Genomic DNA, 19066 nt, shown 5'->3' on the forward strand with positions numbered 1-19066 from the left:
AGCCGGCCAACCCGATGATCCTGATCGAGCCGACGCTCGTCACGCGCGACAACGTGAAGGCTTACAAAGGCTGGAGCAGCCCGCGCTGATCGCGCGACGCGACCCGCGATTCCTGGCGGTGCCGGTCGGTGTCGGGCGCGTCGCCGCGCGCGGACACCGGCCCTGCCCGTCCGTTCACCCCAACCGCCGCGCGACACGCCGCGGCACATGGTCTCGACACAACGACGACGTTCCCCCGCCGGGCCGTATTCGGCGAAGCGCTGACCGACTTCATCCGTGATGACCCGCGGCATTGGCGCAGCGTCGCCGGCGGTTCATGCTGGAACGTGGCGCGCGGCTCGGCGTGCCGACCGCCTTCGCCGGCATGGTCAGCCGCGCTGATTCGGCGGCACGGGAAACACCAGGCAGAGCATGCTCGCCACCCGGTCACGCACCACGCTTCCCGCCGTTACCGCGCGCCTGCAGCAGTTGCAGGCTCTCGTCGACACTCAGTTCGGACATCGCATCGTCGCGCAGCGTATCGTCGGTCGCGCGGCGCAGCGCATGCAACGCGTGCTCCTTGAGCCGCACGATCGCGAACTGCAGCCCGCGTGCCGCGCATTCGGCGGCGAACGTGCGCAACGACTCGATCGTCGTGCCGTCGACGTCCGGCGTTTCCTCGAGACTCAGCATCACGGTATGCGTATCGGGCGCGGCCTTCATCAGCACGCGCACGCGATTGAGCATCCGGTCGGCGTTCGCGAAGAACAGCTGCGCCTCGGGCCGCACGATCAGCACACCGGGGATCGGCTTCGCATCGGCGTGATTCGCGACGTCGACGAAATCGTGGCCGTCGCGCAGCCGGCCGAGTACGCTCACGTTCGGCTCCGACAACTTGCGCAGCGTCAGCAGCAGGTTCACGCCGATGGCCGCGAGCAGCCCGTGCAGCACGCCGAGCACGAGCACCGCGAGCAGCGCGGCGATCACGACGAGCCGGTCGCGATGCCAGACCCAATACGGCCGGAACACCGACGGATGCAGCGAGTGGCTGACCGCGAAGATCACGATCGCGGCGAGCACGGGCTCCGGCGTGCGCGCGAGTTGCGGCAGCAGCAGCCACACGATCAGCGCGACCACGCCGGCCGCCCACAAGCCCGCGAAACGCGACTGCGCGCCGGCCGCCTCGTTCGCGGACGTCGCCGAATAGCCCGCGCCGACCGGCATTCCGTGCAGCAGCCCCGACACGAGGTTCGCGCAGCCGATCGCGACCAGGTCGCGGTTCGCCGACACGCTGTCGCCGTGCTTCAGCGCGAAGTTGCGAATCGAACCGTACGACTCCGCATACAGGATCAGCATCAGCGCGAAGGCGAGCTCGACCGTCTGCATCCATGCGTTCCGGTCGAGATGCGGCAGCCCGAATTCGAGATGCCGGAAATCGATGTGTCCGACGATCGCGATCCCGTAGTGCTGCCAGTCGAACACATAGCCGGCCGCGATCGACAGCACGATCACGACGAGCGTCGCGGGCACGCGCGAGCGCCGCCCGAGCACGAACAGCAGCGCGAGCGCGGTCGCGCCGAGCGCGACGCTCGCGAGGTTTGCATGCGGTGCGCCGGTGACGAGGTCGAGTGCGACGCGCGGCGCATCGCTGTGCTGCACGGAGATCGCGAGAATCTTCGGCAGCTGCTTGATGACGATCGTCAGCGCCAGGCCGAACGTGAAACCGCGCAGGACCGGACGCGCGACGAAATCCGACATGCCCCCGAGCCGCGCGACGCCCGCCAGGATGAACAGCACGCCGGTCATCGCGACGAGCGCGGCCGCGAGCGCGAGTTGCGCGGCAAGCGCCATCCCCGACTCGGCCAGCACGGTCGCGGCGAGCACGGCCGCCGACGACGACGTCGACGACACGATCGCAAAGCGACTGCTGCCGGTCAGCGCATAGACGACGAGCCCCGACAGCAGCGCGATCAGACCGGCCTGCGGCGGCAGGTTGGCGAGACCCGCGTATGCGACCGCCTCGGGAATCAGCAACCCGGCGATCGACAGGCCAGCCAGCGCATCGAGGCCGATGCGCTGCGTGGGCGGCGGCGGCGCCGCATCGAGTGCAGCAAAATGCTCGGGATGCTGCAAGCCGGCATCCGGACGGGTCGGGGCAGTCGTCATGAGGCGGTAGGCGCCGGGGTGCGGGTCAGGGTTTGACGGCGATGACACCCGACCAGCCGGGCAGATAGCGCGCGTCCTGCTCGTGTGCGCGGCGCAGCGAGATGTCGAGCGCCTTCGCGAAGTTCTTGCGGATCTGATCGAGCGTCACGTGCTGGCGCAGGTAGTCGGCCCACAGGAATTCGCTGAACGGCGTCGCATCCTTCGCGTAGCCGCCGGCCGTGCGCAGCTCGCCCGCGAGGCTTCGATACGGATCGTCCTCGAGCCCCGTCAGCGCCTTCGGCAGTTGTGCGTAGTCGCGACGCGAGCCGTCCACGCCGAACGGATGCACCCACTGGTTGTGTTCCATCATCCGCCAGAAGATCGTGTCGTCGAGCCAGGACAGATCCTTCAGCAGCATCGCATTCACGCGCGCCTCCCCTTCCTCGATCAGCGCCAGGCCGAGATGGTGATGGTCGGTGATGTAGTGCACCCCGCCGGGGCCGAGGACGGCCGGAAACCAGTGCGACTCGATCGCCGCCTTGCGGGCACGCTTGTCGAGCGTCTTCCAGTGCTTGCGCTTCGCTTTCACTTCGCGATAGCCGACCGTCATTTGCGTCGGACGCAGCGCGTCAAGGCGGACGGGAATGAGATGAACGTCGTTGCCGAGTGCCATGGTCGTACCCCATGTTGCGAATTTCCGGCAACGATACTCCTGATCGTGCGAGCCGTTAATACGTCGCGACCTCGATACGCGTGCGCTTGACCATCTCTGACAACCGGTCGCGCCCGCACGCGACGCTATGCACGCAGGTCGTCGCGCTCGAGACGATGGCGAACGTAAGGAATGCCGTCGTGAACGACGCTCACGCGCCGCATCCCGAGCTTGCGCGCGACGTTCAGCGAACCCGAGTTCGCCTCCGCGATATCGGCGATCACGCGCGGCAGCCGCACGGTGTCGAACGCGTGTCGCACGACGGCCGCGGCGGCCTCGCACGCGATGCCGCGCCCCCACGCCACGCGCACGAGCCGCCAGCCGATCTCGACGTCGCGCGCGCCGCCCGCATAGTCGGGAATCAGCAGGATCCAGCCGATGAACGCGTCGGGCGCGGCCTTCTCGAAGATCGACCAGTAACCGAGGCCCGGCGGATAGGCGCGTGTGATCCGGTGCGTGACGAAGCGGCGATGTTCGTCGGGGTCGTGCCACGGCCCCGCGATGTAGCGCGTGACCTCCGGATCGCGATCCATCGCGATGCTCGCGTCGAGGTCGGCCAGCACGCGCGGGCGCAGCCACAGTCGCGCGGTCTCCAGGGCGGGCAGCGCGGCAACGGACGGTTCGGTCATCGGGGCTCCTGATTCGGTGGCGATGCGCATCGCGTGCATTACGTATCTGATACAAAAAACCTTCCGGAATGATACAGACGACTGTCGCTCGTCACGCACACGCTCATTTCCGTTTTCTCAACAGTTCATTTCGTAGGGATTATTCCCGATGCGCGGTTATCGCGCCCCGCATCGCACGGCGCCGCGGCCTACACTCGATCCATGCCCCCGCGCCGCGCGCCGGCCGGGCCGGCATCCGCCGGCAGAGTGTGCGCACAAGCCAACGAGGAGACCTCGGACATGAGCTGGACCCGCGAGCAACGCAACGTCACGATCGCCGCCTACCTGGGCTGGACACTCGACGCATTCGATTTTTTCCTGATGGTCTTCGTGCTGAAGGACATCGCCGCCGAATTCGCGTCGACGATCCCCGCCGTCGCGTTTGCGCTTACGCTCACGCTCGCGATGCGCCCGATCGGCGCGCTGATCTTCGGGCGGCTCGCCGATCGTTTCGGCCGCCGCCCGACGCTGATGGTCAACATCGCATGCTATTCGCTGCTCGAGCTCGCGTCGGGCTTCGCGCCGAGCCTCACCGCGCTGCTCGTGCTGCGCGCGCTGTTCGGCATCGCGATGGGCGGCGAATGGGGCGTCGGCTCCGCGCTGACGATGGAAACCGTGCCGACCCATGCGCGCGGCTTCGTGTCGGGCCTGCTGCAGGCCGGCTATCCGAGCGGCTACCTGCTCGCGTCCGTCGTGTTCGGCCTGCTCTACCAGACCATCGGTTGGCGCGGGATGTTCATGGTCGGCGTGCTGCCTGCGCTGCTCGTGCTGTACGTGCGCACGCACGTGCCCGAATCGCCGGCCTGGAAGCAGATGGAAAAGCGCCCGCGCCCGAGCCTCGGCGCCACGCTGCAGCAGAACTGGAAGCTCACGATCTACGCGATCGTGCTGATGACCGCGTTCAACTTCTTCTCGCACGGCACGCAGGATCTCTACCCGACCTTCCTGCGCGAACAGCATCACTTCGATCCGCACACCGTGTCGTGGATCACGATCGTGCTGAACATCGGTGCGATCGTCGGCGGCCTGTCGTTCGGCGCGATCTCGGAGCGGATCGGCCGCCGCCGCGCGATCTTCATCGCCGCGCTGATCGCGCTGCCGGTGCTGCCGCTGTGGGCGTTCTCGAGCGGCCAGCTCGCGCTCGCCGCCGGCGCGTTCCTGATGCAGATCTCGGTACAGGGTGCGTGGGGCGTGATCCCCGTCCACCTGAACGAGATCTCGCCCGACGAGATCCGCGCGACCTTCCCCGGCGTCGTCTACCAGCTCGGCAACCTGCTCGCGTCGGGCAACGCGACGATGCAGGCATCGCTCGCGGTCTCCCAGGGCAACAACTACAGTTTCGCGCTGGCGCTCGTGGCCGGTATCGTCGCCGTCGTGATCGCCGTGCTGATCCTGTTCAGCCGCGAACGGCGCGGCGTCGACATGACGCAATCGGTCAATACGCGTACCACCGCCGGATGAAGCCGCGCATTGCCGCGACGCACCATCGCGCGTGCCCCGTCCCGCCGGGGCCGCGCGACAGACTTTCCGCATCCGCACATCGAACTAGAGGAATTTGTCCAGATTCCGCGCTTGCCCGCGCCGTACGCGTTTTTTTATCTTAATAAAAACGGCTGTTTGAATCAGATAATCAAATCACCTGTTCGCGGCCGGGCAACCGGCATTGGGAGGCGGGACATGGCAGTCAGTCAGGAGGGGCGAGCGTCCGCGGGGCGACCGTCCGGGACGCGGTCATCCGGCAATCGGCAGACCGGCGGGACGAAGGCGCGCATTCTCGATGCGGCCGAGGACCTGTTCATCGAACATGGCTTCGAAGCGATGTCGATGCGGCAGATCACGTCGCGCGCGACGGTGAACCTCGCCGCGGTCAACTACCACTTCGGCAGCAAGGAAGCGCTGATCCACGCGATGCTGTCGCGTCGGCTCGACCAGCTCAACCTTGAACGCCTCGGCATCCTCGACCGCTTCGATGCGCAGCTCGGTGCGCACATCACCTGCGAGCACGTACTCGGCGCGATGTTCATTCCCGCGCTGAAGGCATCGCGCGACCCCGAGCGCGGCGGCCCCGCGTTCCTGCGGCTGATCGGCCGCGCGTACACCGATCCGTCGCCGTTCGTACGCAACTTCCTGACCGCGCACTACGCGAGCGTCGCCGGCCGCTTCTTCGATGCGTTCCAGCGCGCGCTGCCGCATCTGCCGCGCACCGAGCTCGGCTGGCGGCTGCACTTCGCGATCGGCGCGCTGTCCGGCGCGCTGGCCGGTGCCGAAACCGAAAGCCTGATCGACGAATTCTCGCAAGGCCGCACGATGAACGACGTGCAGATGATCGCGCGGCTGTCCTCGCTGATCGTCGCCGCGCTGAAGGCACCGATGCCCGACAGCGCGCAGTTGTCGATCTTCGCGGCCGTGCTCGACGATGCGGGCGCGAGCGAAGCGTTCGGGCTGTCGTCGAGCACGGCTGCTGCCGATACGGCGACGGCGCCTTCGGCGAGCTGATCGCACCAGGCCGCGCAGGCGGCGTTTCACGATTTGGGCGGCCCGGGCCGGCGTTGATGCGCCGGCCCGGGCCGAACGAATGTCATGCGGCGGGAGTCAAGGCAGGCTTGCTTTCGTCGACGAAAAGCATGGAGTACGAGTAAGCGCTGGAGTGCTGACTCTCACTGACTGCGAAGCATGGGCCGGGAGTAAGCGCTGAAGTGCCAACTCTCACCGACCGCAAAGCACGGGTGAGCGTAAGCGCTGAAGCGCCAACTCTCACCGACCGCGAAGCATGGGGTACGAGTAAGCGCTAAAGCGCTAACTCGTACCGACACCGGAGACACATCATGGCCTCATCCGCAGCAACCGCAGCGGCCCAGCTCCCGCCGAACAGCGACGGCATCTGGTACGCGTCGTATCCGCCCGGCGTGCCGCACGAGATCGACGTCACGCAATACGCATCGCTCGTGCAGTTCTTCGACGAATGCACGACGCGCTTCGCCGAGCGGGTCGCCTACGTGAGCGCCGGCGCATCGATGACCTACCGCACGCTCGCGCAGAAAGTCGACGCGTTCGCGTCGTATCTGCAAAGCACCGGCGTAAAACCGGGCGACCGCGTCGCGATCATGCTGCCGAACACGTTCCAGTACCCGGTCGCACTGTTCGGCACGCTGAAGGCCGGCGCGATCGTCGTCAACGTCAATCCGCTCTACACCGCGCGCGAACTCGCGCACCAGTTGAAGGACAGCGGCGCGCAGACGATCGTCGTGTTCGAGAACTTCGCGCGCACGCTGCAGGACGCGCTGCCGGAAACGCAGGTGAAGAACATCATCGTCACCGCGCTCGGCGACCTGCTCGCCGACGGTTTCAATGCGAAGGGACGCCTGATCAATTTCGTGCTGAAGCACGTGAAGAAGCTCGTGCCGGCCTACAACCTCCCGCGGGCGATCCGCCTGCGCTCCGCCCTCGCACTCGGCGCACGCGGCAAACCGCAGCCGGTGCAGACGACCCGCGACGATCTCGCGTTCCTGCAGTACACCGGCGGCACGACCGGCGTCGCGAAAGGCGCGATGCTCACGCACGGCAACCTGATCGCGAACCTGCTGCAAGCGAAGGCGTGGATCGCCGACCAGGTGTCGGGCGACGTCGAGACCGTGCTCACGCCGCTGCCGCTCTATCACATCTATTCGCTGACGGTGAACGCGTTCATCTTCATGGGGCTCGGCGGACGCAACATCCTGATCGCGAACCCGCGCGACATGAACATGGTGATGAAGATCATCCGCAACGAAACGTTCACCGGGATCACCGGGATCAACACGCTGTACAACGCGTTCCTCGACAACGACGAATTCCGCAAGCGCGACTTCTCGAAGCTCAAGCTCGCGATGGCGGGCGGCATGGCGATGCAGCGCGCGGTCGCGGAACGCTTTCAGCAAGTCACGGGCCGGCCGATCGTCGAGGGCTACGGGCTCACCGAATGCTCGCCGATCGTCACGATGAATCCGGTGAACCTGAGCGACATGGCCGGGTTCAGCGGCTCGATCGGCCTGCCCGCCCCGTCGACACTCGTGCGCTTTCGCCGCGAAGACGGCACCTGGGCCGCCGTCGGCGAGCCGGGCGAGCTGTGCGTGCACGGCCCGCAGGTGATGCGCGGCTACTGGCAGCGGCCCGACGAGACCGCGAAGGTGATCGACGCCGACGGCTGGCTCGGCACCGGCGACATCGGCGTGATGGACGAGCGCGGCTTCATCCGCCTCATCGACCGCAAGAAGGACATGATCCTCGTGTCGGGTTTCAACGTGTATCCGAACGAGATCGAGGAAGTGCTGGTCATGCATCCGGGCATCAGCGAAGCCGCTGCGATCGGCATCCCGGACGAAGTACAGGGCGAACGGATCAAGGTCTTCGTCGTGCGCCGCGACCCGACGCTGACGGTCGACGACGTGCTCGCGCACTGCCGCAAGAACCTGACCGGCTACAAGATGCCGAAATTCGTCGAGTTCCGCGATGCGCTGCCGCAGACCAACGTCGGCAAGATCCTGCGCCGCGCGCTGCGCGACGAGGAACTCGCCAGGATCAAGGCCGCGAAGCAAGGCTGAACGATCCAACGCGCCCGGAGACGCTGTCGATGAACGAAGGAACGAAGCGCCGCGCGCGGTACGCCGCCGCGGCACTCGCGTGCGTGCTGTCGCTCGCGCAAGCCGGCCTGCACGCCGAGGAAACCGCCGATGCCGCGAGCGCGGTACAGGAGGCCGCACTGCCGGCGGAGCTGGCGAAGGTCACGCGCGAGCCGGTCGCGCAGCAGGCGCGCTGGCTGCGCACGGCCGCCCAGCGCGGCGTGCTCGCGCAACTCGACGACGCGACGCTCACGGCCCTGTTCAAGGCCCTCGATCCGCTCGCCGTGCCGCTCTATATCCGCAATGGTCCCAACGGCTATCCGTCGTACCAGTTCACGATGGTGCGCCAGGAACGCATCAGCGGGAAATGGTCCGACACGCCCGACCGCATGCTCGTGAAGACGACCCGCGAACCGTTGCGCGTTTATGCGAAATGGCTGCCGGGCGGCGCGCATGCGGGACAGGAGACGATCTACGACACGACGCGGCGCAAGGACGAGATGTACGGCCATCTCGGCGGCCTGCTCGGCAAGATTCCGTTGTGGACGGCGCTCGACGGCGCACTCGCGCGTGCGCAGTCGAATCACCAGGTGAAGGATCTCGGCACCGAGTTCATCACGAACCTGTACCTGACCGAAGGAAGGAAATACCAGGAAGCCGGCGTGCAGCGGCCGACCCAGGTGGAGGCGAAGACGATCGGCGGTGTGCGCGTCGTCGCGCTCACCTACGAGACGCCGACCGGCCGGCCGCAGTTCTACGCGAAAAAGGAAATCCTCGGGCTCGACCTGCACGCGCCCTACTTCAGGACCATCGAATCCTATGACAACGACGGCAGGATCTTCGAACGGATCGTCGTCGAGAAAATCGCGCCGGCGACGCTCGACGAATCCGCGTTCGACCCGAAGAACCCGGACTATGCGTTCTGATCGTCACCGGCGCCGGCGCCACGCAGGTCGCGCTCAATCATCATCGTCGTCGTGGTGATGCTTGTGCCAATGCTTGTAATAGTGCTTGCGCCATTTCCGGTAGCCGTCGTCGTCCTCGTCGCCGTAGTAGCCGTATCCGTAACCCGGATAAGCGACCACCGCAGGCTGGGGCGCCACATAGACCGGTGCCGGCTCGACATAGACCGGTGCCGGCTCGACATAGACCGGTGCGACCGGCACGCCAATGCCCACCGACAGGTCGACGCGCCCCGCCATTGCACTGCCGGAAGCGAGCAACGCCACACTCCCGATCCACACCGCCAATCCCCTCTTGTTCATGTTCCCCTTCCCGGATCCGCCGGCCTGCCCGGCATGCGCGTGGAATGTAATCCCGCCGCGCGCCCCCAGGTGCTACGCCATTGCGAGATTCGTAACGCGACGTAACGAAACGGCACTAGCCATTCGACCGAATCGCGAAAATGCACGGGAACGTCTATAGTGGGTTACGGTTCGACACAATCACGACTGCGCGCTGGTGGAACGAACAGGGTAAAATCCCGCCAAACACTTGGTGGGCAACCACGCCACACACGCACAACATATTCTCTGACGCAGGCTCCTGCCGCACCTCAATGGCCAATCCCGCAGAATCCCATCCGCAAAACGACTTCATCAATTCGGCGCGCAAGGAACGTAAGCGCGTTGAAATCTATCTCGTCAACGGCATTCGTCTGACGGGATGTATCGAGTCGTTCGACCAGTACCTGGTGATGCTGCGCACCCCCGTGGGTCTGCAAGGCATCTACAAGCGTGCGATTTCCACGATCCAGCTCGACACGGGCGGCTCGCGCCCGGGCGGCGGCGGTCCCCGCGGCCCGCGGCCCGGCGGTCGGCCGGGCGGCCGCGAAGGCGGCGGCCACAGCCCGTACGGCTCGCATGGCGGCTCCCGCGAATCGCGTGGCGACGGCGGTGGCTACGGCTCGCGCGAGCCGCGTGAAGGTTACGGTTCCCGTGAACCGCGCGAGGGTTATGGCGCGCCGCGCGAGCCCCGCGAAGGCTATGGCTCCCCGCGCGAAAGCTACGGCGCACCGCGCGATGCCGGCGACGCATCGGGCAACACGTCGCCGTCCGACGCACGCGGCGGCAACGGGCCGGTGATCGTCACGCGCCGCCGGCGAATCGTGCCGGACGGCCAGTAAAACAAAAGGGCAAGCCAGGCGGCTTGCCCTTTTTTCTGGCGGATCGGCGCGGCATGTCGCCGCACCGGCCGTGCCGTGACCGCTCAGTGTGCCGTCGTCGGCAAACCTGCGTCGGCCTCCCGCTGCAGCGAACGCACCTGCTGCTGCAACGCGCGCAGTTGCGACTGAAGCGCCGCCTGTTGCGCCTGCAGCGCCGCCGTTTCGTTGCGGACGCTCTTCTGGCGATCCGCAACCGCCGCCTGCTGCTCGCGGGCGATCGAGATATCGGCCTGCAGACGCCGCGCCCGCTCCTGCGCGACTTCGATCTGCCGGTCCGTCTGCACCTTCTGCGACTCCAGCTTCGCCGCACGCAGCTCGTTGACGGACAGCCGTTCCGCCTGACGCGAGAAATCGCGATAGATCGCTTCCGCGCGCGCTTCGTCGTAAGTCTTGATCACGCGCCAGAACGCCTTCTGCTGGAACAGCGCGACGAAATAGGAACCGTCCTTCACGCTGAACAACTGGCTCGCGCCGTAGCTGCCGTTATAGCTGGTGCGCATTTCCGTCAGCGAATGCGCCTGGATCTGGCGCTGCAGTTCGTCAACCGTGCTCTGCCCCGTCGTCTCGCCTGCCTGCGGCTGTATCGAGGTTTGAACCTGTTGATCGATCACCGGAATCGCCGCCACCGGTGCCGACGCCTGCTGTACCGCCGGCGATGCATTGCCCGCCAATCCCTGCGCGAACGCGCCCTGCATGCCTCCCATCATCGCGAGCAACACCCACGCCCGCCCCAACCCCGTCATATGGCTCATGAATTTTGATTCCTGCCCGTGTCGTTGTAATTCAGCGCGATTTTATCGCATTAATTATTCGCTTTCGCGGGTCTCGGGCTCTTCGTCGAAGATCTGATATTTGCGCATCTTTTCCCACAGCACCTTCCGGCTGATGCCGAGCTGCTGCGCCGTATCCTGGCGTCGCCAGCCGTTTGCGTCGAGGGCCGCGATCACGCGGCTGCGCTCGTTCATGTCCCACTTGCTGCGGTCGACGAAGACCTCCGCCGCGCTCTCCGCCGGCACCGGCTGCGCCGCATTGCGCGCATGCGCGACCAGCCGCTGGAGTCGCGCGGCGTCCCAGCCGGCCGTTTGCCGCACCGTCACGCCGACGCGCTCCGCAAGGTTGCGCAGTTCGCGCACATTGCCGGGGAAATAGCTGTCCGCGACCGCATCCGCGAGCCAGTAAGGCAGGTCGGACAGTTGCGCGAGCCGTTCGTCGCCCACCACCTCCGCGACGAACGACTTGAACAGCGCGATCTTGTCGACCGCGCCCCGCTCTTCCAGCGACGGAATGCTCAGTTCGATCACCGCGAGCCGGTAATAGAGATCCGCGCGGAACAGGCCTTCCTTCACGAGCTGCGGCAGCTTCTTGTTGCTGGCCGCGACGAGACGGAAATCGACCTTGATCGGCGTCGTCGCGCCGACCCGCAGCACGGCGCCGTCCTCGAGCACGCGCAACAGCTTGACCTGCTGATACAACGGCAGATCGCCGACTTCGTCGAGGAACAGCGTGCCGCCCGCCGCCTGCTCGAAATAGCCTTTATGCGCAACAACCGCGCCGGTAAACGAGCCTTTTGCGTGCCCGAAGAACAGCGATTCGAACAGGCCGTCCGGAATCGCACCGCAGTTGACCGGCACGAATTCGCCGTCGCGGTAGCGCGAATGCTTTTCGTGGAGTAATTGCGCGATGCGTTCCTTGCCGACGCCGGTTTCGCCGTGCAGCAGCACGTTGGTGTCGCAGTCGGCGAACATATCGACCTCGTGCAGCAGCGCCTGCATCGACTCCGAGTGCGCGACGAGTTCGGACGGCCGCAGCGTATCGGCCGCATGCGCGCGCAGCTGCGTGACGAGCTTGCCGATCATCCCGCGCAGCTCGGCGCACGTGAAGTCGAGCGGCAGGATGTGCGAATAGTCGGGCGGATACTGCGACGCGTCGTGGTCGCGCGCCGCGCCGACCCAGACGACCGGCATGCCGATGTTGGCCTGCCAGTCGCGCAGGAACGCCGCACCGGTCTCGATCATCGTCACGCTGATGATCGCGAGCGATGGCCGCAAGGCGGCGCGCTCCGGCGAGATTTCCGCATTGTCGGCGCGGATCACCTCGACGTCGAAGCTCGCCATGCAGCGGGCAACGCGGTCGACAATGTCCGCCTTGCCTTCCCAGACGTACAGGTCGAGTTCTGCGATTGCGGAGGGGGTTCTCATCGTTGATGCTTTCAATGAACGATTTGCGGGGCGTTGCAAGTCAGACTGTGTTGTATCACGGTCAGCTGGCCGATCTGCAATCCCAATGCCGTCAGCAATGGTGTCACCAGCGTATTGAGCAACGGATTGACTAGGCCGAGCAGCAACGGAATGAGCTGCCCCGTCAGCGGCTGAAGAATCACGGTCAGGATCGATAGATCCAGCCCCAAGACATTCAGTTGAAGCGAGGTTGTATTCAACAGATTGGTCAGTTGCACATTGAGCGTATTGGTCGCCGTCGACGACGTGGTCCAGTTTGGCCCCGGCGACCATGAGGACGACGTGCACGCGCCGTTACTCGGCTTAGTATTGCAGAACGAGTATTGCGAATTGTTCGGATAAACGATCCCCGGCCCGCTTAACGCCAGGTTCGCGTTCAGCGCGCCCGCGCTCGAAGGCAACGGCGGCCCGCTGTAGATTGGTGTGCTGGTACTGCTCCCTACGTACGCGACAGGATTGGACAGCGTCAGGCCGACTTGCAGGGCCGAAAAATTGCCGAGAATTCCCGACGCCGACAACTTCGCAACAGGAATCGTGCCGGAGCTGGACGCGCAGCTCGGGGAATTGAGGTCGAGCTTGCCTCCGGTATTTTGTCCGGCGCAAATCATCGCCACACCCGGCAACGCCCCGAACGTCGCAGTGCTCGATGCAGGGGTCGACTGGCAACTCGTACTAGCCAGCCACGCGCGGCCGGGACCACCCGCGATGATATAGAGCGGTAAATGCGGCCCGGAAAGCTGTATCGTCAACAGCGGCAACAAGGGGGGAATCTGTAGAGGCAGCGGATCCGCCAGCACCTGCACGTCTGCGTAAATCCCGATCTCCGCTTGCGACGCCTGTGTGCGCCAGATGCCGTTCACTTGTCCGGCCTCGCCGATCCCGATCGACGGCGGTGCCAGCACCTGCAATTGCAGGCTGTTGACTCGAACCAGCGACGACACCGCTGAAATGAGCGGGCAAAACGGACTGCCGGGGCAGTTGCCTTGGCCGACCGACACCGTCAGCGCGCTGTTGTATGCCCCGACCTCCGCCGTCGTCAGCAACAGTTGAAGCACATTGATGCTTGCGTTCGCGGCCGCTTCCGCATTGCTGCCCGAGTATTGAAGGAGACTTCCCAAAGAGATCTTGTTGGCATTGACGTTGGCGCCAACACCGTTCTTCAGCGCGGTGAGTACCGTGCCCACCGTGGTATTGCTGCCGACCGCGGTGGCGGTGAGGTTCAGGATATCCGCTACGGTCAGATCGAGACCGAGCAACTTCCCGACGCTGGCTGTATTCGACATTCCGGCCGTGCCGAGCTGCACCGCCGCATTCGCCAACTGCCCAAGCGTGACGTTTGCTCCGGCCAACGCCTGGTAACTCGCCAAGCCAACATTGACGTTGGTCGTGGAACCCAGCAATCCGGTGAGTAGCGGATCGAGTATCGCGGACGACGAAGTATTCAGGTTGGCAAGCGTCGAACCGACGCTAAACGTGTCGATCGCCGCCGCACGCGCGGTAGCCGTCGCGGACACCACCGCTTGCCGCCCGCTCAACTGATACAACAACCCCAGGAAGAAGTAATTCACCTGCCGGTAGGCCGTAACCTGTGCCGCATTCGCCACGGACGACGCTGGCGTCACGTAAGCGGTCGACGGATCCCATCTTCCGCAGCTGACGGCAATCTGATCGTTTCCCGCGGTAGGATTTGCCGTCGCCGTGGTGCTGATCAACACAAATGCATAACCGTTGTCGTTGATGGTCGCACTCGTCGTCACATTGTGTTTCGCATCAGTCAGGCAACCGTTCGGATCGCTCGTCATCGGCTGCACTGCCGCCAACGCGGCGAGGTCCGCGATCCGCTGCAGATCCCGTTTCTGCAAATACAAATTCGCGATGTCGATCCCCCCGAGCACGACGACCGCGACCGTGACCCAGATCGCCGCCATGACGACGATGGAACCGCGTTGACGTCGCTTCCCCGGCCAGCGAGCCCCCCGCCGCCGAGGTCCATATGCTTGATCTGCCCGCATCGCCATCTCGCTTACTGCGCACCCTGCACGCCACCCGACATGCCGCCGGACGAACCGAGCTGCGTGCTCATCGACTGCGGAATCTTGTTCTTGAACGAATCGAGATAGCGCTGATAAACGACCGATGCGACGTCGCCGAGCATCGGCTGCGTCGGTGCCGCTGCTCGATTGTCTCGTTGCATCGACAGCCACTCCTTCGTCGAACGGTCGACGTCGGATGCAGCCGGTGCCGTTCCCTGTTGCGCCTGTGCGGCTGCAGTGCCCATCGCCACGCCCATGATCGCGCTCAACACCGCGACGCGGCCCGCAAGCGTGTTTCGATAATGTCTATTGTTCATGTCGTTCCCCGCCTGTCTATTCATTGTGCAAACCGTTGCAGCAGCGGCACGGTCTGGTCATAGCCGAAATTGTTTGCCATCGGCGTGATCGGTGCGGCCGCGGAGCGCCGCGACACCACCGGCGGAGTCGCGACCGCACGCTGCTGCGCACGTGCCGCGGCAGCGATTTTTGCGGCATCGCCGACGATGTCCTTGCGGATATCCGTCGGAAGATGCTGCTGGTTCATCAGCCGCTGCGCGTCTTGGGTGCGCCCGGCAGCAAGCAGATACAGCGCGAGGTTGCTGACGATTTTCGGGTTGCGTTGATCCAGTTCCGCCGCCTTCATCAGCGGCACCCGCGCGCCGACCACGTCGCCATTACGCAATTTCGCATAGGCGAGATCGGACAGCAGCGACGCGTCGGTCGGCGCGAGTTCGGACGCCTGCGTCAGTGCCTGAACTGCCTGACCGAAATCGCCGGCCGCACCGGCGATCAGCCCGAGCCCGCGGTAACCACGCGCGGCGAGCGGCGTCTTCAGCAACTGTGTGTATGCAGCCGCGCTCGCAGCCGGCTGGTCGGTCATGCGCAGCGCATCCGCGCGCAGCAAGATCGAGTCCGGCGACACGCCGTACGCCTTGTCGTATGCGTCGATGTGCGCAAGCGACGCGTAATAGAGACCCTGTGCCTGCATCCGCTGGATCAGACCGAGATACATCGCGGGCGTATCCGGCACCGCCTGTTTCTGGTCAGCCGCCTGAATCAGCGCCGCGCGTTCGGTCTGGGCACCGACGCCGTACCCGCTTTCCTTGGTCGCACACGCGGCAAGCAGCAGCACCGCCGTCGCCATACTTGCATGCCTCGCCACCCTGCTTATCCGCTTCATCGTCTTTCCTTCCAACCATCAATGACGCGCCGACAGCGCATGCGTCACTGCCAGAAACCCGGGGCCCGCCGTCACGATCAGCAGTGCGGGCAACAGCGTCAGGACCATGACACCCGTCATCTTCACGGTCAGCCGACCGATCCGCTCGCGCAGCATCGCGCGGCGCGTCTCGCGCAGCCGGTCGCCGAACTGCTTGAGCGGCTCCTGCACCGCACCGCCGTGCTTGTCGACCTGCACCATCAACCGGGCAATCGCGCGCAAGTCCTCGTTGTCGAACCCGCCGGACAACCGCTGCATCGATTGGTCGCGAGTGCGTCCCGCCGCAAACTGGCGCTGCGCGATTCCGACCTCGGACGACAGCACCGGCATCATCCCGCGGAAATCGTTCGTCACGACCTGCAGGCTCTGATCCAGCGACAGTCCGACGCCCTGTAACAGGCGCAGCATGTCGACGAACAGCGGCAGTTCATCGACGACGCTTTGGCGACGGGCGGCGGCACGGCGCTGCACGAATAGCTTCGGCAGCATGAAGCCGAGCCCGAATGCAGCGAACATCCCGACCATCCAGTAGCCGCCCTTCATTCGTCCGCTTGCGAATATCGCGAACAGAAGCGGCAACCCTATCCCGCACGCGATCCGCGCGCTCAGGAACAGTCCGCGCGTGCGCGTGTCGACGTAGCCGCATTGCTCGAGAAGACGGCAATCCTCGTCCGCGACGATATGCTTGCCAACTCCGGTATCGAGCCAGCGCATCCCTGCCGCCGACAATCGTGCAAACAGTCGCTCGATGCGCTGGCGGCCGCGCGTGTCCGGCTTCGCGTCAGCGCTGTCATCCGCCGCGCTCCGTACCTTGGCCGCTTCGAGTGCTGCCATACGCTGGTCGAGCGCCGCGGCCAGCGCACGTTCGGCACGCGACGCGGCGCTCGCACGCAGCAACGCGACCACTCCAAACAACAGGACACCCAGCGCGCCGAGCGCCAGAGCAATTGATCCGATCTGAGTTGCCGTCATCGCATCACCTGAGTCGAGCCATTCGATACAGCCACACGCTCCCCGCAACCTGCAGCAGAAACGCGAAGATGAGAAGCGTGCGTCCGCCCGGATCAAGCCACATGCCTTGCAGATACTTCGGATTGTTCATCACGACAAAGCTGCCGATCGCGATCGGCAGCATCACGAGCACGAACGCCGACAGCCGTGTCTCCGCCGACATCGCCGTCAGTTCGCGTTCCGCTTGCTCCAGGTCGCGCATGAACACGGCCATGCGCTCGAGCATCACGTCCGCACGGCCGCCATATTTGACCGACAATCGCAGCACGGATCCGAGAAGTTCGAATTCCTTCGTCCGGTAGATCTTCGCGATATGAAGCATCGCGCGATCGATCTCGACACCCGTGCGCAACATCCGGGACACGTGGTCGAGACACCCCCGCAGCGGCTCATCCGTCGTCAGCAGCGCTGCCTGGAATGCGGCCGGCACGCTGTTGCCGAGCGTCACCAGTCGCACGATCCCGTCGAGAAACGATGGAATCTGCCGGACGATTTTCAGTCGACGCCGCTGGATGCGCGATGTGAGCCAGATGCCGAAAATCGCGCTCCCGCAGACAAGCGCAGCGAAACACGCGAGCACGCCGCCGCGGCTGCCCGCGATTGCCGCAACCGTCACGAGAGCCGCCAGCGCGACGATCGCCTTGCCGCGTGCCCCTTCGATCCCGGCACGGTTCACGAGGTCGGTCAGATACTCCGTCGCCATCGCAAGCCAGTGCACCCAGAAAGCACCGGATGCCGCATTGCGCGCGCCACTGGATGACGACACGGCACGCGGCGCCGCGGATGCTGCCGGTCTTGCAGCCGGTGCCGCCGCGCGTGCGCCGGGCTCCAATCGACTGTCGATGAAGCGCTTCGCATCAGTCCGCACGCGCCGGGTTTCCGCATGTCGCCACAGCATCAGTGCCGATGCAACACACAGCATCGCGACCGCGAGCATCCAGATCGTCGCGCTATACATTGAAGCCCCCGCCGCGACCGAAACCGCCGCCGAACCCGCCCAGGCCGCTGTTCGTCAGCGTCTGGCGGAAACGCGCGAGCTTCGGCGAATGCGGATGAATGCCCAGCGACTCCCAGTGATCGACTTCCTCGCCCTCCGGCGTGACGCGCGCTTCGTAGCGATACAGCTCCTGCGTCGCGATGATGTTGTCGGACAGCCCAGTCACTTCGGTGATCGACAGAATCCGGCGGCGCCCATTCGACAGGCGTCCGATCTGCACGATGAAGTCGATCGCGTTCGCGATCTGGCGACGCAGGCTCGATTCGGTCCCCTGGAAGCCCGCGAAGCCGGCGAGCATCTCGAGACGGTACAGGCACTCGCGCGGCGAACTCGCGTGCACGGTGCCCATCGAGCCGTCGTGGCCCGTGTTCATGGCCTGAAGCATTTCGAGCACTTCACCGCCGCGCACTTCGCCGACGATGATCCGGTCCGGACGCATCCGCAGCGTATTGCGCAACAGATCGCGAATCGTCACGACGCCACTACCGTCGAACCCGCCCGGCCGGCTTTCGAGCCGCACGACGTGCGGGTGGTTCAGCGACAGTTCCGCCGTATCCTCGATCGTCACGACACGCTCGGCCTCCGGAATGTGGAACGCGAGCGCATTGAGCAGCGACGTCTTGCCCGAGCTCGTGCCGCCCGACACGAGCACGTTGCAGCGGGCCTCGACCGCCGCCTCGAGCAATGCACCGATCTCTTCGTTGTACGTGCCGTTGCCGAGCAGGTCCGAGGGCTTGAGCGGGTCCTTGCGGAATTTCCGGATCGACACGATCGGGCCGTCGATCGACAGCGGCTCGATCACGACGTTCACGCGGCCGCCGTCGGGCAGTCGCGCGTCGACCATCGGGTTCGATTCATCGAGACGGCGCCCGATCGGCGCGAGGATCCGGCGCACGATTCGCAACAAATGCGCGTTGTCGGTGAAGCGCACCGGCAGCTTCGCTAGTATCCCGTGACGCGACACGTACACGTCGTTGTAGCCGTTGATCAGGATGTCCTCGACCGCCGGATCCGCGAGCAGATCCTCGATCGGCCCGAAGCCCGCGAGTTCCTTCGTCAGCGCTTCCGCAATCGCACGCACCTCGTTCTCGTTGAGCGGAATGCGGCGCAGGCGCACGAAGCTGTCGATCTCGAGATCGACGAACTGATTGATCGCCTGGCGCGACCATCGGCCGAACTCGGCGCCCAGCTCCTCGATACGCGTCAGCAGGTGCTCGTGCGCGGCATTCTTGATGTCGTGGAATTGCTGCGTCTGGGAGAACGGCGCTGCGCCGTCGGCGAATTGAATGTCGTGTGCCATCGG

The 19066-nt window shown here is 65.3% G+C and carries 17 protein-coding genes and 1 pseudogene; 6 read left to right on the plus strand and 12 right to left on the minus strand.

Annotated features, from left to right (window positions below; genetic code table 11):
* Nucleotides 1–260 precede the first annotated feature (260 nt).
* A pseudogene (locus DIE02_RS36155) lies at nt 261–376 on the plus strand (carbohydrate kinase); the annotation flags it as partial.
* A gap of 50 nt (nt 377–426) precedes the next feature.
* Here the strand turns inward: DIE02_RS36155 and DIE02_RS26970 are convergent.
* The 3 genes from DIE02_RS26970 to DIE02_RS26980 all read right to left on the minus strand — a co-directional run bounded on the left by DIE02_RS26970 (nt 427) and on the right by DIE02_RS26980 (nt 3465).
* Nucleotides 427–2145: a SulP family inorganic anion transporter gene (locus DIE02_RS26970; protein ID WP_124488927.1), complete on the minus strand. Its 1719-nt coding sequence runs from the start codon at nt 2143–2145 to the stop codon at nt 427–429.
* Between the two features lie 25 nt (nt 2146–2170).
* Complete coding sequence (locus DIE02_RS26975) at nt 2171–2797, minus strand: ParB-like protein (RefSeq protein ID WP_124488926.1); 627 nt, start codon at nt 2795–2797, stop codon at nt 2171–2173.
* Nucleotides 2798–2922: 125 nt separating this feature from the next.
* Complete coding sequence (locus DIE02_RS26980) at nt 2923–3465, minus strand: GNAT family N-acetyltransferase (protein ID WP_124488925.1); 543 nt, start codon at nt 3463–3465, stop codon at nt 2923–2925.
* Between the two features lie 279 nt (nt 3466–3744).
* On the opposite strand from DIE02_RS26980, the gene DIE02_RS26985 reads away from it, so the two are divergent.
* The 4 genes from DIE02_RS26985 (at nt 3745) to DIE02_RS27000 (ending at nt 9028) form a co-directional block, all read left to right on the plus strand.
* Entirely contained in the window at nt 3745–4965 is a 1221-nt protein-coding gene (locus DIE02_RS26985) for an MFS transporter (protein WP_124488924.1), read from the plus strand.
* A gap of 216 nt (nt 4966–5181) precedes the next feature.
* Nucleotides 5182–6000, plus strand: coding sequence for a TetR/AcrR family transcriptional regulator (locus DIE02_RS26990; protein WP_044849270.1), 819 nt, complete (start codon nt 5182–5184; stop codon nt 5998–6000).
* A 329-nt stretch (nt 6001–6329) separates the two neighbouring features.
* Nucleotides 6330–8084 carry an AMP-binding protein gene (locus DIE02_RS26995; protein WP_124488923.1) on the plus strand — a complete coding sequence of 585 codons (1755 nt, stop codon included), beginning with the start codon at nt 6330–6332 and terminating at the stop codon, nt 8082–8084.
* 29 nt (nt 8085–8113) lie between these two features.
* Nucleotides 8114–9028 carry a DUF1571 domain-containing protein gene (locus tag DIE02_RS27000; RefSeq protein ID WP_124488922.1) on the plus strand — a complete coding sequence of 305 codons (915 nt, stop codon included), beginning with the start codon at nt 8114–8116 and terminating at the stop codon, nt 9026–9028.
* Between the two features lie 33 nt (nt 9029–9061).
* Here DIE02_RS27000 and DIE02_RS27005 read toward each other — a convergent pair whose 3' ends face one another.
* Nucleotides 9062–9367, minus strand: coding sequence for a hypothetical protein (locus tag DIE02_RS27005; RefSeq protein ID WP_124529836.1), 306 nt, complete (start codon nt 9365–9367; stop codon nt 9062–9064).
* Between the two features lie 293 nt (nt 9368–9660).
* On the opposite strand from DIE02_RS27005, the gene hfq reads away from it, so the two are divergent.
* Entirely contained in the window at nt 9661–10227 is a 567-nt protein-coding gene (gene hfq / locus DIE02_RS27010) for an RNA chaperone Hfq (RefSeq protein WP_124488931.1), read from the plus strand.
* An 83-nt stretch (nt 10228–10310) separates the two neighbouring features.
* Here the strand turns inward: hfq and DIE02_RS27015 are convergent, their stop codons facing one another.
* From DIE02_RS27015 to DIE02_RS27050, 8 genes are read right to left on the minus strand one after another with little or no spacing between them, the layout of a single operon-like run.
* The gene (locus DIE02_RS27015) at nt 10311–11018 is read right to left on the minus strand and encodes a DUF2968 domain-containing protein (RefSeq protein WP_124488921.1); all 708 of its coding nucleotides are present in this window, start codon (nt 11016–11018) and stop codon (nt 10311–10313) included.
* Nucleotides 11019–11072: 54 nt separating this feature from the next.
* Nucleotides 11073–12464 carry a sigma 54-interacting transcriptional regulator gene (locus tag DIE02_RS27020; RefSeq protein WP_124488920.1) on the minus strand — a complete coding sequence of 464 codons (1392 nt, stop codon included), beginning with the start codon at nt 12462–12464 and terminating at the stop codon, nt 11073–11075.
* An 11-nt stretch (nt 12465–12475) separates the two neighbouring features.
* Complete coding sequence (locus tag DIE02_RS27025; RefSeq protein ID WP_124488919.1) at nt 12476–14521, minus strand: pilus assembly protein TadG-related protein; 2046 nt, start codon at nt 14519–14521, stop codon at nt 12476–12478.
* Between the two features lie 5 nt (nt 14522–14526).
* A complete protein-coding gene (locus DIE02_RS27030; RefSeq protein WP_124488918.1) occupies nt 14527–14853 on the minus strand; it encodes a DUF3613 domain-containing protein in 327 nt (108 codons plus the stop codon).
* Between the two features lie 20 nt (nt 14854–14873).
* The gene (locus tag DIE02_RS27035) at nt 14874–15716 is read right to left on the minus strand and encodes a tetratricopeptide repeat protein (RefSeq protein WP_124488917.1); all 843 of its coding nucleotides are present in this window, start codon (nt 15714–15716) and stop codon (nt 14874–14876) included.
* An 18-nt stretch (nt 15717–15734) separates the two neighbouring features.
* On the minus strand, nt 15735–16727 hold the full coding sequence (locus tag DIE02_RS27040) for a type II secretion system F family protein (RefSeq protein WP_124488916.1): 993 nt from the start codon (nt 16725–16727) through the stop codon (nt 15735–15737).
* Between the two features lie 4 nt (nt 16728–16731).
* Nucleotides 16732–17724, minus strand: coding sequence for a type II secretion system F family protein (locus DIE02_RS27045; protein ID WP_124488915.1), 993 nt, complete (start codon nt 17722–17724; stop codon nt 16732–16734).
* On the minus strand, nt 17717–19063 hold the full coding sequence (locus DIE02_RS27050) for a CpaF family protein (protein ID WP_124488914.1): 1347 nt from the start codon (nt 19061–19063) through the stop codon (nt 17717–17719). The genes DIE02_RS27045 and DIE02_RS27050 overlap by 8 nt, the downstream gene beginning before the upstream one ends.
* Between the last annotated feature and the right edge of the window lie 3 nt (nt 19064–19066).

The organism is Burkholderia sp. Bp8991 (genome assembly GCF_003853795.1).
Taxonomy (GTDB): Bacteria; Pseudomonadota; Gammaproteobacteria; order Burkholderiales; family Burkholderiaceae; genus Burkholderia.